Below are 13,154 nucleotides of genomic sequence, written 5' to 3' on the forward strand. Positions count from 1 at the left end.
GCGGAGTATCGAAGCGTAGGTCGCGGCATCGCCGAGACCGGGGATCCTCGCCGAGACAGGGGCGTCGCCCTCGGTCTGGTCCGGATTCCCCGGTCTCGGCGGCGACGACGTCGCCACGAGTGTCATCGTCTGTAACACGCGCGCCGTAGCATCGCTCTCGTGGCCTCTTCGTTCCGCATCCGCCCCGCCGTGGCGGCCGACGGCGCGTTCCTGGGCGACATGGTGGTCGAGGCCGCGAACTGGCGCGAGGGCGGTGCGCGGCCGCGACACGAAGTGATGGACGGCGCCGATCACCGCCGCTACGTCGCCGGCTGGACCCGGCCCGGCGACGCGGGCTTCGTCGCGGAGGACTCCATCGGCCAGCCGGTGGGGGCCGCCTGGTACCGGATGCTGCCACGCAGCGATCCGGGATTCGGCTACGTCGGCACGGGTGTGCCCGAGCTCATCATCGGGGTACGCCCCATCTGGCGGGCGCACGGTGTCGGTCGTGCACTGCTGCAGCGGCTCTGCGAGCACGCGCGGGCAGCGGGCTACGCGCGCATCAGCCTGAGTGTCGAGCGGGGCAACTTCGCGTCGACGCTCTATCGCAGCGAAGGCTTCGCGGTCGTCCGCAGCGGCGTCGGGCGCGACACGATGGTGAAGCGCCTGCGCTGAGAATCCCGGCCTCCCCGCGCCCCGTGGGGTCGCGGGTCGGGCGGCGTGGTTGCCGCCGAATGTCGGCGGACCGGCCTACCGTGGGGGAATGGCCAGGAGCTCAAGCCCGACCAAGGGGTCGCGCGCGTCTTCGAGCGCATCGACGAACACGCGCGCGAGCGCGTCGTCGACCGCGCGCAAGCCCGCCGCCAAGCCGGCACCCGCGCCCAAGCGCTACGTCGATCAGCCGGAGCGACCCCCCGTCATCGTGCGGGCCTGGCTGGGCCTCGCCCACGCGACCGGCGGCCTCTTCCGCGCGTTCGGTCCTGAGACCCTCGAGAAGGACCAGCGCCGCGACGGCTTCCCGTTCCTGCTCGTGCTGCTGGCGATCGCCGGCGCCGTCGACGAGTGGTTCTTCATCGGCAACGATGTCGCCGCGAACATCAGCGCCTACACGGTGGGCGCGGCCCTTGGCCGCGAGGCGTTCGTGCTCCCGGTGCTCCTGCTCATGCTCGCCGGCTGGATGTTCCGGCATCCGTCGTCGGTACACGACAACGGGCGGGTCGGCATCGGCTTCGGGCTGCTCCTTGTCACGATCGCCGGCTTCTGCCATGTCGCAGGGGGCCGTCCCCAGCCGAATGCGGGACTCCCTGCGCTGAGTCAAGCGGGCGGGCTCTTCGGCTGGATGCTGGGGGAGCCCCTCGCTCTCGTGCTCACCGACGTGGGCGCCTACATCGTGCTGTCAGTGCTGGCCGCGCTCAGCATCCTGATCATCACAAAGACGCCGCCGAACCGCATCGGCCGCCGTCTCGGCGAGCTGTACTCGTGGATGTTCGGCGCCGAGCCGAGGGAAGAGAAGACGACGGATGCCGCGGCCGCAGCGGTGGCGGAAGACGAAGGCGACCCGTCCATCCCGTTCTGGCGCCGCAACAAGACCGGCCGTGAGAAGGACCCGGAGGGCGGGCTCGGATCCCAGGACCTCACCGAGCTGCTGCCGGCGGGCGCGGCCCAGGGCGGGTTCGAACAGGCCATCGTGCCGCCCGTCACGCCGCCGCCCGCCCGGGCGACCGACGCGCTCACCGAGGTCATCGACCCCGCGGTGCTGTCCGCCGCCAAAGCGGCCTCCTCGTCGCGCACGTCGCTGCGCGACGATGCCCAGATCATCGAGGACGACGGCACCCTCCCGGGCCTCGACGGCATCGGCTCCGTCGCCGCGGTCGACTCGCCGACGGCCCCGTATCGGCTGCCGTCGGTCAACTCCCTGGCCGCCGGCTCGCCTCACGTCGCACGCTCGCAGGCGAACGACGACACGGTGCGGGCGATCACGAGTGTGCTCGATCAGTTCTCCGTCGACGCGCGGGTGACGGGCTTCTCGCGCGGCCCGACCGTGACGCAGTACGAGATCTCGCTCGGCCCCGGCGTCAAGGTCGAGCGAATCACCGCGCTCACCAACAACATCGCGTACGCGGTCGCGTCGAACGAGGTGCGCATCCTCGCCCCGATCCCGGGCAAGAGCGCCATCGGCGTCGAGATCCCGAACATCGACCGTGAGATCGTGACGCTCGGCGACGTGCTGCGCTCGACCACCGCCGCGAATCAGACGCACCCGATGACGATCGGCGTGGGCAAGGACGTGGGCGGCGGCTACGTGGTCGCGAACCTGGCCAAGATGCCCCACCTGCTGGTCGCGGGCTCGACCGGCTCCGGCAAGTCGAGCTTCGTCAACTCGATGATCACGAGCCTCCTGATGCGCGCCAAGCCCGCCGATGTGCGCATGGTGCTGATCGACCCCAAGCGGGTCGAGCTGACGTCGTACGCGGGCGTCCCGCACCTCATCACCCCCATCATCACCAACCCCAAGAAGGCCGCCGAGGCTCTGCAGTGGGTCGTGAAAGAGATGGACATGAGGTACGACGATCTCGCGTCCTTCGGCTTCCGCCACATCGACGACTTCAACAAGGCCGTCGTGGCGGGCGAGATCACCCTCCCGCCGGGCAGCGAGCGCGTCCTGAAGCCGTACCCCTACCTGCTCGTCGTCGTCGACGAGCTCGCCGACCTGATGATGGTCGCGCCGCGCGACGTCGAGGACTCGATCGTCCGCATCACGCAGCTCGCCCGGGCCAGCGGCATCCATCTCGTCCTCGCGACGCAGCGTCCGTCGGTCGACGTCGTCACCGGCCTCATCAAGGCCAACGTGCCGTCGCGGCTCGCGTTCGCGGTGACGAGCGTCACCGACTCCCGGGTCATCCTCGACCAGCCCGGCGCCGACCGCCTGATCGGCCAGGGCGACGGCCTGTTCCTGCCGATGGGCGCCTCGAAGGCGATCCGCGTGCAGGGCGCGTGGGTCAGCGAGAAGGAGATCGAGTCCGTCGTCAAGCACGTGACGCACCAGGCGCGTCCCGAGTACCGCGCCGACGTGGCCGCCGTGGCCGAGAAGAAGGAGATCGACGCCGACATCGGCGACGATCTCGAGCTGCTGCTGGCCGCGGCCGAGCTCGTGGTCTCGAGTCAGTTCGGCTCGACCTCGATGCTGCAGCGCAAGCTGCGTGTCGGCTTCGCCAAGGCGGGGCGTCTCATGGACCTCCTCGAGTCGCGCGAGGTCGTCGGCCCGTCGGAGGGTTCCAAGGCCCGCGATGTGCTGGTGACGGTCGAGCAGCTGCCGTCGGTGCTCGCGCGCATGCGCGGCGACGACGTGCCGGCGGCGGCGCCTGCGTCAGCGGCGGATGCGGCGGCAGCCGACCCCTATGGGACGGATGCCGTGGCCTCGCAGTACGACGGCTATCCCGTGGTCGAGAGCGACGACGACGGGTCGGAAGACGCATGGGGTCTCACCGGCCGCGATTGACGGGCTGTGCAACTGTCGAGCCCAGTCGGTCCGCTGCGCGCCGATAGGCTCGGGCCATGGCGATCCCTCGGCAGCTGCCCAACGCGATCACGATCGTGCGCATCCTGTGCGCGCCGGTCTTCCTGTGGCTTCTCCTCGCCGACGGGGGAGCGGACGGCGCGCTGCGCTGGTGGGCGGCGGCGCTGTTCATCGTGGCGATCGCGACCGACGGGATCGACGGCTATCTCGCCCGCCGGCATGACATCGTCACCGATCTGGGCAAGCTGCTCGACCCCATCGCCGACAAGGTCCTCACCGGCTTCGCGTTCGTCGGCCTGTCGACCCTCGGCGAGCTGCCCTGGTGGATCACCATCGTCGTCCTCATCCGCGAGATCGGCATCACGGTGTACCGGTTCATGGTGGTGAGCGATCACGTGCTCGCCGCGGCGTGGATGGGCAAGCTCAAGACGCTCGCCCAGGGCGTCGCGCTGTCGCTCGCGCTCCTGCCGCTGTGGACGCTCGTCGGTGAATGGATCTTCTGGGTGAACGGTGTGCTCATGGCGATCGCCGTGATCCTCACCATCGCGAGCGGCATCGACTACATCGTCACCGAACTGCGTGCCGCGCGCGCCAAGCGGAGGAGCGCGTGACGGGTGCCTCGTCGCCCCGCTCGGCGGACGAGCACGAGGTCCACGAGGCGCCGCCTCGCCCCGACGCCGTCGCGGTGCTGCGGCGCCTTGACGCACGTGACTGGTCGATCGCCGCGGCCGAGTCGCTCACCGGCGGTCGTGTCACGGCTGCACTCGTCGACGTGCCGGGCGCCTCCGCGCACGTGCGCGGAGGAATCGTCGCGTACGCGACCGACGTGAAGGCGAGCCGTCTGGGCGTCGATGCCGAGCTCCTCGCGGCACGAGGCCCGGTCGATCCCGACGTCGCGGTGCAGATGGCGCAGGGCGTGCGAGGCGCCCTGCGCGCGGACGTCGGCCTCGCGACGACCGGAGTCGCCGGCCCCGACCCGCAGGACGACATGCCGGTCGGCACGGTCCACATCGCCGTCGCGACGCCCGAAACGGTGGTCGTCTCTTCGCTCGCCCTCTCGGGATCGCGCGACGAGATCCGCACGCAGACCGTGCGGCGCGTGCTGGAGCTGGCACTCACCGTGCTGTGAGGCATCCGAGGTCCATGGTCGTTCGGGTCGGGAACAGACGGTGTTTCGTCTCGGTTACATTCGGTGATTCCCACCCATTGCCCAGTTGTCGGGATTAGATTGGCATCATCCGGTGCTGTACTGTTGGGCACCCGGAAGACGGTGGAATCAGAAGTGAGGAGGGGCCCTGATGATCCTGGTACGTCAAGAGATCGGTGAAGTGCTTCGTGATTTCCGCCAGCAGAAGGGACGCACCCTCCGCCAGGTCGCGGGACGCGCGAGCGTCGCACTCGGCTACCTGAGCGAGGTCGAGCGCGGCCAGAAGGAGGCCTCGAGCGAGATCCTCGCCTCCGTGGCCGAAGCGCTCGACGTCCCCATTTCGACGATCATGCGCGAAGTGGGCGACCGCATCTCGGTGCTCGAGGGAATCCAGACCTTCCCGGACGTGGTTCCCGACGACCTCGTGGCCTCGGTCGACGCCGAGCTCTCGCTGCGCTGACCCGGTTCCGCCCTCACGCAGCCAGGAACCGCCGATCACCATGCGTCGCAGTGAGTTCGACCGCGCTGTCGCGGACGAATTCGGCGCGCGTGCGAACGCCGTGGTGACGGATCTGTTCCTGTCGCAGGTCGGAGGCCGCACCGCCGCGGAGGCGATCGCCGCCGGTGTCGAGCCGCGCGAGGTGTGGCTCGCCCTCTGCGACGAGCTCGACGTCCCGGCCGAGCGCCGCTACGGCGTCGGACGACTCGAACCGCGTCGTCGCTGAGCGCTTCTGCGCGTTCTCCGTCCCCGCCGCGGTCGTCGTTCCGTGCGATTTCGCGCGGCGTGTCATCGAAGAAGTGTTCGAGAACGGCGTAGGCTCCTGCACAGCAGGTGTCGAGAGCGTGTTTTCCACGGACACGGGAGGAGCGAAGACGGATGTCGGAGCCCCTCCCTAACGTGAACAGCGTCGAACGACACCTCACGCCTTGTCGCAGCATCCGTCCCACCGGGCCGGAGCGCGACAGCCTACAGGCGACGGAACGCGAGCATAGAGGAGCACGTCATGCCATCACCCGTTGACCGCGAGAAGGCCCTGGAATCAGCCCTCGCCCAGATCGACCGGCAGTTCGGAAAGGGCTCGGTGATGCGCCTCGGCAGCGACGAGCGCGCCCCCGTAGAGGTCGTGCCCACCGGCTCGATCGCCCTCGATGTCGCCCTCGGCATCGGCGGACTCCCGCGCGGCCGCATCATCGAGATCTACGGTCCGGAGTCGTCGGGTAAGACGACGCTCACGCTCCACGCGATCGCCAACGCGCAGCGTGCCGGCGGCATCGCCGCGTTCATCGACGCGGAGCACGCTCTCGACCCCGACTACGCGCAGAAGCTGGGCGTCGACATCGACGCGCTGCTCGTGTCGCAGCCCGACACCGGTGAGCAGGCGCTCGAGATCGCCGACATGCTGGTGCGTTCCGGCGCCATCGACCTCATCGTGATCGACTCGGTTGCGGCGCTCGTGCCCAAGGCCGAGATCGAGGGCGAGATGGGCGACTCGCACGTGGGTCTGCAGGCGCGCCTCATGTCGCAGGCGCTCCGCAAGCTCACGGGTGGCCTCAACCAGACCAACACCACGATGATCTTCATCAACCAGCTGCGCGAGAAGATCGGCGTGTTCTTCGGCTCGCCTGAGACCACCGCGGGCGGCAAGGCCCTGAAGTTCTACGCATCGGTGCGTCTCGACATCCGTCGCATCGAGACCCTCAAGGACGGCACCGAGGCCGTCGGAAACCGCACGCGCGTCAAGGTGGTCAAGAACAAGATGGCGCCGCCGTTCAAGCAGGCGGAATTCGACATCCTGTACGGCGTCGGCATCTCGCGCGAGGGCAGCCTCATCGACTTCGGCGTGGAGCACGCCATCGTCAAGAAGTCCGGTGCCTGGTACACCTACGAAGGCGAGCAGCTCGGCCAGGGCAAAGAGAACGCGCGCAACTTCCTCATCAAGAACGAGGACGTCGCGACCGAGATCGAGTCGAAGATCAAGACGAAGCTCGGCATCGGCGTCCCCAAGGGCGCCGTCGAGGGCTCGGTCGAAGACGAGCTGGCCGCGCGCCGCCCGGCGTGATGGTTCGATTCGTCGACAGCGGGGACGAGTCCGACGTCGGGACCGACGACGGACTCGCCCCCGTGACGCCGCTCTTCGGCGGCGGGGGAGCGCGGTCATACCCGACGACCGCCGCCGAGGTTCAGCGGGCGCTCGAGGATCGCCTCCAGACGAGCCTCGACGCCCCGACCTCTCCCCGCTCGGCAGCTCAGACCTGGACAGATCCCATTCCCGAGGACGTGACGCCGCTGCCCCCGGATGTCACACCGACGTCCGAGAGCGCCGCGCCGATCGATCTGGCCGCCGCGCGTACCGACCGAGCGAGCTCGGGCGGACGCGGCCGCCCACGCAAGCCTGCCGGCGCCGGCGCCGGCGCCGGTGACGATGCCGACGCGGCGGCGACCGCTGAGCGCGGTCTCGTGAAGAAGCTTCGCGGGCGCCAGCTCTCCGTGTCGGAGGCCAAGACCTACCTCGGCCAGTACGACCTCGATGCGGACGCCGTGGCTGCCATCCTCGACGCCTTTCTCGAGCGCGGCTATCTCGACGACATGCGTCTGGCCGAGCAGGTCGTGCACTCCGGCGTCGATCGCAAGGGACAGGGGCGCCAGGTCATCGCGCAGAGCCTCGCCAAGCGCGGCGTGCCTCGTGACGTGGCCGACGCGGCGCTCGCGGAGCTTCCCGATGACGATGCCGAACGCGCCCTCGAGTTCGCGCGGTCGAAAGCCGGCTCCCTGCGTGGACTGGAACGTGATGTCGCGCTTCGCCGACTGGCGGGGCAGCTCGCACGGCGGGGATACGGCGGCTCCATGGCGCTGAACGCCGCGCGGACGGCTCTCGAAGAGGCGATGCGTCCCGCCGGCCGGGTGAGGTTCGAAGAGAGCTGAGCCGTTGCCGTCCGAGACGGTCTCCGTCAGGCGGGGTAGCCTTCGGTGGGCAGCGGCTCACGGCGACGCTCGGCATCCGCTGACGCGCCGGGCGCGGCATCCGTCCGCAGTCTCTGTCCTGGCGCACGGCTCGTAGAATGGCGGGATCATGTCTTCGCCTTCTGCTACTCCGACTCTCATCGCGCCGTCGCCGGCCGCGAACGACGTCGACGGCCGCGCCCGCACCTACGAGGTGCGCACGTTCGGCTGCCAGATGAACGTGCACGACTCCGAGCGCCTCTCCGGTTCGCTCGAGAGCGCCGGCTACGTCCGGGCTGAGGCGGGCGAAGAGGCCGACGTGGTCGTGATCAACACGTGCGCCGTCCGCGACAACGCCGCGGGCAAGCTGTACGGCACGCTCGGTCACCTCAAGTCCCGCAAGGACAAGCACGACGGCATGCAGATCGCCGTCGGCGGATGCCTGGCGCAGATGGACAAGGACACGGTGCAGCAGAAGGCGCCCTGGGTCGATGTCGTCTTCGGCACCCACAACATGGGATCTCTACCGAGCCTGCTCGAGCGTGCACGCCACAACGGCGAGGCGGAGCTCGAGATCCTCGAATCGCTCGAGATCTTCCCCTCGACCCTTCCCACCAAGCGCGACAGCATCTACAGCGGCTGGGTGTCGATCTCGGTCGGCTGCAACAACACGTGCACGTTCTGCATCGTGCCGAGCCTGCGCGGCAAAGAGAAGGACCGTCGCCCCGGCGACATCCTCAACGAGATCCGCCTTCTTGTCGACGACGGCGCCATGGAGGTCACCCTCCTCGGCCAGAACGTCAACTCGTACGGCGTCGAGTTCGGCGACCGCCAGGCGTTCGGCAAGCTGCTGCGCGCGGCGGGCGCGATCGATGGCCTGGAGCGCATCCGCTTCACCAGCCCGCACCCGGCGGCCTTCACCGACGACGTCATCGACGCGATGGCCGAGACGCCTGCCGTCATGCCGCAGCTTCACATGCCGCTGCAGTCCGGCAGCGACCGCATCCTGAAGGCGATGCGCCGGTCGTACCGCAGCGAGCGGTTCCTGGGCATCCTCGATCGGGTGCGGGCCAAGATGCCCGACGCGGCGATCACGACCGACATCATCGTCGGGTTCCCCGGCGAGACCGACGAGGACTTCGAAGCCACCATGCGGGTGGTGGAGCAGGCGCGCTTCGCGAGCGCGTTCACCTTCCAGTACTCGATCCGCGAGGGCACACCGGCGGCCACGATGCCCGACCAGGTGCCGAAGGAGGTCGTGCAGGAGCGCTACGAGCGCCTGATCGCCCTGCAGGAGCGCATCTCGCTGGAAGAGAACGAGAAGCAGTTCGGCCGCGAGCTCCAGGTGCTCGTCTCCTCGGCCGAGGGCAAGAAGGACGCGGAGACGCACCGGCTCACCGGCCGGGCCGAAGACAACCGTCTCGTGCACTTCGAGGTGCCCGCGGGCTCCGAGGTCCCTCGCCCCGGCGACGTCGTGTCGGTGGTGGTGACGCATGCCGCGCCGTTCCATCTCCTCGCCGACGCGCCCGAGGGCGCGCCGCTGCGCATCCGCCGGACGCGGTCGGGCGACGCCTGGGACCGTGCGCAGGCCGAGTCGTGCGCCGTGCCGGCGCCGGCGGGGGAGTCGGGCGCACCGCGCGCCGTGTCGCTCGGACTGCCGACGCTCCGCCTCGGCGTCTGAGTCCGACGGTGAGCCCCTGGCCTCCGGCGGACGACGCCGCGGCCGCGCGGCCGCAGGTGTGGGCCGTCGTCGGCGCCACGGGTACCGGCAAGACCGCTCTGTCGCTCGACCTCGCCGCGGCTCTCGAGGCGCGCGGGCGGCCGGCTGAGATCGTCAATGCCGACGCCATGCAGCTCTACCGCGGCATGGACATCGGCACCGCCAAGCTTCCCGAAAGCGAGCGGCGCGGCATCCCGCACCACCTCTTCGACGTGCTCGAGGTCACCGACGACGCGGCGGTCGCCTGGTATCAGGATGCCGCGCGCACCGCGATCCGCGAGATCCACGGCCGCGGCGCCGACGCCGTGCTGGTGGGCGGGTCGGGCCTGTACGTGTCGAGCGTGCTCTTCGACTTCCGCTTCCCGCCCCGCGACGAGCTGCTGCGCGCCCGGCTCGAGGCGGAGCTGGATGCGCACGGTCCCGGTGCCCTCTACGCCCGGTTGCGCGAGATCGACCCGGCCACGGCGGCCAAGGTCGACCCCCGGAACGGCCGCCGCGTGGTGCGGGCCCTCGAGGTGCTCGAGCTCGGGGAGCGCACGCACGGCGCGGTGCTTCCGTCCGAGCCCGTGCTCTGGCACGACGCCACACGCATCTTCGGAGTTGCCGTGCCCCGGGACAAGCTCGTCGTCCGGCTCGACATCCGCGTCGAGGGGATGTGGCGCGACGGGATCCTCGACGAGGTGCGCGCGCTGCGCGACGAGGGGCTCGAGCGCGGCGTCACCGCACGCCGGGCGATCGGCTACGCGCAGGCCCTCGCCCAGCTGTCGGGCGAGATGACCGAAGGTGAGGCGATCGCCGAGACCCAGGCGCTCACACGCCGGTACGCCCGCCGCCAGGTGTCGTGGTTCCGGCGCTACGACGCGCTGCGCTGGGTGGAATCCGGCGTTGATGCCGCGGTCCTGGCAGACTCGTCGGCATGAGCATCGCGATCCGGTCCTTCATCCTGGCCGACACCGAAGCCGTCGTGTCACTGTGGCAGGCGACGGGGCTCACCCGCCCGTGGAACAACCCGTACCAGGACATCAGCCGCAAGCTCTCGGTGCAGCCGGAGCTGTTCCTCGTCGCCGTCGACGGCCGCACCATCGTGGGTTCAGTCATGGCGGGGTACGACGGACACCGCGGCTGGCTCTACTACCTGGCGAGCGCCCCCGACCGGCGCGGGCAGGGGATTGGCAGGCTGCTGGTCGAGGCGGCCGAGGAGCGTCTGCTCGCGATGGGGTGTCCGAAGGTGCAGCTCATGGTGCGCCCCGACAACAACGCCGCGCAGGGCTTCTATCGCGAGCTGGGCTACGAGCCCTTCGAGACCTGGTCGACCGGCAAGCGCCTCATCGCCGACTGACCGGCGCGTCGACCGCCGGCGTGCTGTCACCTGGCTCATGGTCGGCGGGCTCTTCGATCGGGCCTCCCTCGTAGTAGCTGCGAAGACCCCGGCGCAGCCGGTGTGTCAACGAGCCGACTGCGCTGCCGACCGGCCGGCGATCCGCCTGCGGCGCGCCGTCGGGCATGGCGAGGCGAGCCCGCTCGGTCTCGTCGAGCGGCTGATGGATCTCGACATACTCCCCGCCGGGAAGGCGGACGATCCGCCCCGTCTCATAGCCGTGGTGGAGCAGGCCGGCGTCCTTCCGCTGCAGGCCGAAGCAGATGCGGCGAGCCACCGTGAAGGCCAGGAACGGCCCGACGACGAGTGCCACTTGGAGTGCCGAGATCACGTGCTCGATGCTCACCGAGAACGCCGTGGCGATGATGTCGGCGCCGCCCGCGGCCCAGAGCACGCTCACGAACACCAGGCCGGCGACGCCGAGGCCGGTGCGCGTCGGGGCGTGGCGCGGCCGGTCGAGGAGATGGTGGTCGCCGCGGTCGCCTGTGACCCACTCCTCGAGGAACGGGTAGGCGCCGACGACGGCGAAGAAGGCGCCGACGACGGCCAGTGGCGCGAGGATCGCCAGCGTCCACGTGCGCCCCAGCCACACGACCTCCCAGCCGGGCGGCACGAGCCGCAGGGCCCCGTCGAGGAACCCGGTGTACCAGTCGGGCTGGCTCCCCGCCCCGGCGTTGCCCGGGTCGGCCGGGCCATAGAGCCAGATGGGGCTCACCGTGACCGTCGCCGAGATGAGCAGCAGCAGGCCGGTGACGACGAGGAACAGCCCGCCCGCGCGCGCGGCGGCCGTCGGGATGAGTGTGACGCCGACGACGTTCTCCGGCGTACGGCCTCGCCCGGGGAACTGCGGCGGGCCCGGCCGCCACGCCCTGAGGGCTCGCAGCGCCACGAGCACGAGGAGCGCGCCGGGGAACACCACGATGTGCAACGGGTACAGGTTCTCGATGATGCGACCGGGGAAAGGCCCGCCGAAGAGCGCCGACGCGAGCCACGTGCCGATGACGGGGATGCCGAGGAGAATGCCTTCGACGATGCGCAGGCCGGTGCCGGAGAGCATGTCGTCGGGCAGCGCGTAGCCGCTCCATCCGCTCGCGAGGGCGGCGATCAGGGCGAGGAGCAGCAGCACCCACATGGCGCGTCGCGGCCGTCGGAAGGCCCCGGTGAAGAAGGTCGTCACCAGCTGCACGGTGATGGCCGCGGGCAGGAGCAGCGCGGCCCAGTGATGCGCCTGGCGCAGCACCACGCCGCCGGGCACGTCGAACGTCACGTGCATCGTCGAGGCGAACGCCTCCGACACCGTGGCGCCGTGCAGCGGCGCATACGACCCGGCGTAGACCGTGCCCTCACTCGAGGGTGTGTAGAAGAACATCAGCAGGATGCCGGTCACCGTCACGACGACGAGGGACGCCAAGGTGACGATGCCGAACCGGTTCGTCCAGTGAGTGGGCACGCGGCGCCGCCGCAGTTCCGCCCATGTCTCGTCGATGCGGTGACCGAATACCGCGATCCTCCCGACGCGCTCGGCGGCCCGGTCCGTCACGGATCGACGGCGGTGGTCCTCGTCGCCCGCCCTCTCTGTCTCGCTCGCGATCCTTCGCATGCCGTCTCCTCGTGATGGTCCTATCCACAAGACACCGCGGGGCTGCCGGATGTGACAGCGACCACCTCCGGCGCCGGGGAGGAGGGTGCGCCGGCGACCGTAGACTGTGACGATGCCGCAGACGATCGCGTTCACCAAGGGCCACGGCACGGGCAACGACTTCGTGATCGTCCCCGACCCCGAGGGCGCGCTCGATCTCACCGACGACCAGGTCGCGGTGCTGTGCGACCGGCGCTTCGGCATCGGCGGCGACGGCATCCTGCGGGTGGTGCGCGCCAGCGCGATCGCCGAGGGGGCCGAAGCGGTGGGCTTCGGCGCCGAGTGGTTCATGGACTATCGCAACGCCGACGGCTCGAAGGCCGAGATGTGCGGCAACGGCATCCGGGTCTTCGTGCGCTACCTCGTGGACGTCGGCTGGGCCGATGTCGACGCGGCGCCGCTCGCCATCGGCACCCGGGCGGGCGTCAAGACCGTCACCCGCAGCGACGGCGCACTCGGCGAGAAGGGTTTCGAGGTCGACCTCGGCCGGTTCGCCATCGACGACTCGGGAGTGCTGGTGCGCACCCGTGCGGGCGGCGCTCCCCGTCCGGGCATCGGGATCGACGTCGGCAACCCGCACGTCGTCGTGGCGCTCCCCGACGATGCCGAGCTCGAGGGCCTCGACCTTGCGGCACAGCCGCAGCTGCATCCCGAGCCCCCGCACGGCGCCAACATCGAGTTCGTGGTGCCCAGCGACCCTCTCGTGCACGAGGGGGTCGGATCGATCCGCATGCGCGTGTTCGAGCGCGGGGTCGGCGAGACGCTCAGCTGCGGCACGGGCGTCGCGGCCGCGGCGCTTGCGGTGAGGCACTGGGCAGGCCCCGCGGCCCCCG

General features: G+C 70.4%; 13 protein-coding genes. 12 read left to right on the plus strand and 1 reads right to left on the minus strand.

Annotation, left to right across the window (positions count from 1 at the left end; genetic code table 11):
- Positions 1 to 159: 159 nt before the first annotated feature.
- The 11 genes from B2K11_RS19065 to B2K11_RS19115 all read left to right on the plus strand — a co-directional run bounded on the left by B2K11_RS19065 (position 160) and on the right by B2K11_RS19115 (position 10,643).
- The gene (locus tag B2K11_RS19065) at positions 160 to 654 is read left to right on the plus strand and encodes a GNAT family N-acetyltransferase (RefSeq protein WP_163620674.1); all 495 of its coding nucleotides are present in this window, start codon (positions 160 to 162) and stop codon (positions 652 to 654) included.
- A gap of 88 nt (positions 655 to 742) precedes the next feature.
- Positions 743 to 3,478, plus strand: coding sequence for a DNA translocase FtsK (locus B2K11_RS19070; RefSeq protein WP_163620675.1), 2,736 nt, complete (start codon positions 743 to 745; stop codon positions 3,476 to 3,478).
- 56 nt (positions 3,479 to 3,534) lie between these two features.
- A complete protein-coding gene (gene pgsA, locus B2K11_RS19075; protein ID WP_163620676.1) occupies positions 3,535 to 4,107 on the plus strand; it encodes a CDP-diacylglycerol--glycerol-3-phosphate 3-phosphatidyltransferase in 573 nt (190 codons plus the stop codon).
- A gap of 74 nt (positions 4,108 to 4,181) precedes the next feature.
- The gene (locus B2K11_RS19080; protein WP_239526278.1) at positions 4,182 to 4,625 is read left to right on the plus strand and encodes a CinA family protein; all 444 of its coding nucleotides are present in this window, start codon (positions 4,182 to 4,184) and stop codon (positions 4,623 to 4,625) included.
- Between the two features lie 169 nt (positions 4,626 to 4,794).
- A complete protein-coding gene (locus B2K11_RS19085) occupies positions 4,795 to 5,103 on the plus strand; it encodes a helix-turn-helix transcriptional regulator (RefSeq protein WP_163620678.1) in 309 nt (102 codons plus the stop codon).
- A gap of 40 nt (positions 5,104 to 5,143) precedes the next feature.
- A complete protein-coding gene (locus B2K11_RS19090; RefSeq protein WP_163620679.1) occupies positions 5,144 to 5,368 on the plus strand; it encodes a DUF3046 domain-containing protein in 225 nt (74 codons plus the stop codon).
- A 279-nt stretch (positions 5,369 to 5,647) separates the two neighbouring features.
- Complete coding sequence (gene recA / locus B2K11_RS19095) at positions 5,648 to 6,703, plus strand: recombinase RecA (protein WP_163620680.1); 1,056 nt, start codon at positions 5,648 to 5,650, stop codon at positions 6,701 to 6,703.
- Positions 6,703 to 7,566, plus strand: coding sequence for a regulatory protein RecX (locus B2K11_RS19100; RefSeq protein WP_163620681.1), 864 nt, complete (start codon positions 6,703 to 6,705; stop codon positions 7,564 to 7,566). Before recA ends, B2K11_RS19100 begins: the two co-directional genes overlap by 1 nt.
- A gap of 148 nt (positions 7,567 to 7,714) precedes the next feature.
- A complete protein-coding gene (gene miaB / locus B2K11_RS19105; RefSeq protein ID WP_163620682.1) occupies positions 7,715 to 9,265 on the plus strand; it encodes a tRNA (N6-isopentenyl adenosine(37)-C2)-methylthiotransferase MiaB in 1,551 nt (516 codons plus the stop codon).
- A gap of 8 nt (positions 9,266 to 9,273) precedes the next feature.
- Positions 9,274 to 10,224, plus strand: coding sequence for a tRNA (adenosine(37)-N6)-dimethylallyltransferase MiaA (gene miaA, locus B2K11_RS19110; RefSeq protein ID WP_163620683.1), 951 nt, complete (start codon positions 9,274 to 9,276; stop codon positions 10,222 to 10,224).
- Positions 10,221 to 10,643, plus strand: coding sequence for a GNAT family acetyltransferase (locus tag B2K11_RS19115; protein ID WP_163620684.1), 423 nt, complete (start codon positions 10,221 to 10,223; stop codon positions 10,641 to 10,643). Before miaA ends, B2K11_RS19115 begins: the two co-directional genes overlap by 4 nt.
- On the opposite strand, the gene B2K11_RS19120 is transcribed toward B2K11_RS19115, so the two are convergent.
- Positions 10,630 to 12,282, minus strand: coding sequence for a cytochrome b N-terminal domain-containing protein (locus B2K11_RS19120; RefSeq protein WP_163620685.1), 1,653 nt, complete (start codon positions 12,280 to 12,282; stop codon positions 10,630 to 10,632). The two genes, B2K11_RS19115 and B2K11_RS19120, sit on opposite strands and share 14 nt — an antisense overlap.
- 112 nt (positions 12,283 to 12,394) lie before the next feature.
- Here B2K11_RS19120 and dapF point away from each other — a divergent pair.
- On the plus strand, positions 12,395 to 13,154 hold a 760-nt coding region (gene dapF / locus B2K11_RS19125; protein WP_163620686.1), incomplete at its 3' end, for a diaminopimelate epimerase.

Source organism: Microbacterium sp. B35-30 (genome assembly GCF_010634855.1).
In the GTDB taxonomy this organism is placed as follows: Bacteria; Actinomycetota; Actinomycetes; order Actinomycetales; family Microbacteriaceae; genus Microbacterium.

Excerpts from the sequence above, each read along its gene's own strand:
- B2K11_RS19100 (WP_163620681.1), top strand. The coding sequence starts at position 6,703 with ATGGTTCGATTCGTCGACAGCGGGGACGAGTCCGACGTCGGGACCGAC.
- recA (WP_163620680.1), top strand. The coding sequence starts at position 5,648 with ATGCCATCACCCGTTGACCGCGAGAAGGCCCTGGAATCAGCCCTCGCC.
- pgsA (WP_163620676.1), top strand. The coding sequence starts at position 3,535 with ATGGCGATCCCTCGGCAGCTGCCCAACGCGATCACGATCGTGCGCATC.
- miaB (WP_163620682.1), top strand. The coding sequence starts at position 7,715 with ATGTCTTCGCCTTCTGCTACTCCGACTCTCATCGCGCCGTCGCCGGCC.
- B2K11_RS19090 (WP_163620679.1), top strand. The coding sequence starts at position 5,144 with ATGCGTCGCAGTGAGTTCGACCGCGCTGTCGCGGACGAATTCGGCGCG.
- B2K11_RS19070 (WP_163620675.1), top strand. The coding sequence starts at position 743 with ATGGCCAGGAGCTCAAGCCCGACCAAGGGGTCGCGCGCGTCTTCGAGC.
- B2K11_RS19085 (WP_163620678.1), top strand. The coding sequence starts at position 4,795 with ATGATCCTGGTACGTCAAGAGATCGGTGAAGTGCTTCGTGATTTCCGC.
- B2K11_RS19115 (WP_163620684.1), top strand. The coding sequence starts at position 10,221 with ATGAGCATCGCGATCCGGTCCTTCATCCTGGCCGACACCGAAGCCGTC.
- B2K11_RS19120 (WP_163620685.1), bottom strand. The coding sequence starts at position 12,282 with ATGCGAAGGATCGCGAGCGAGACAGAGAGGGCGGGCGACGAGGACCAC.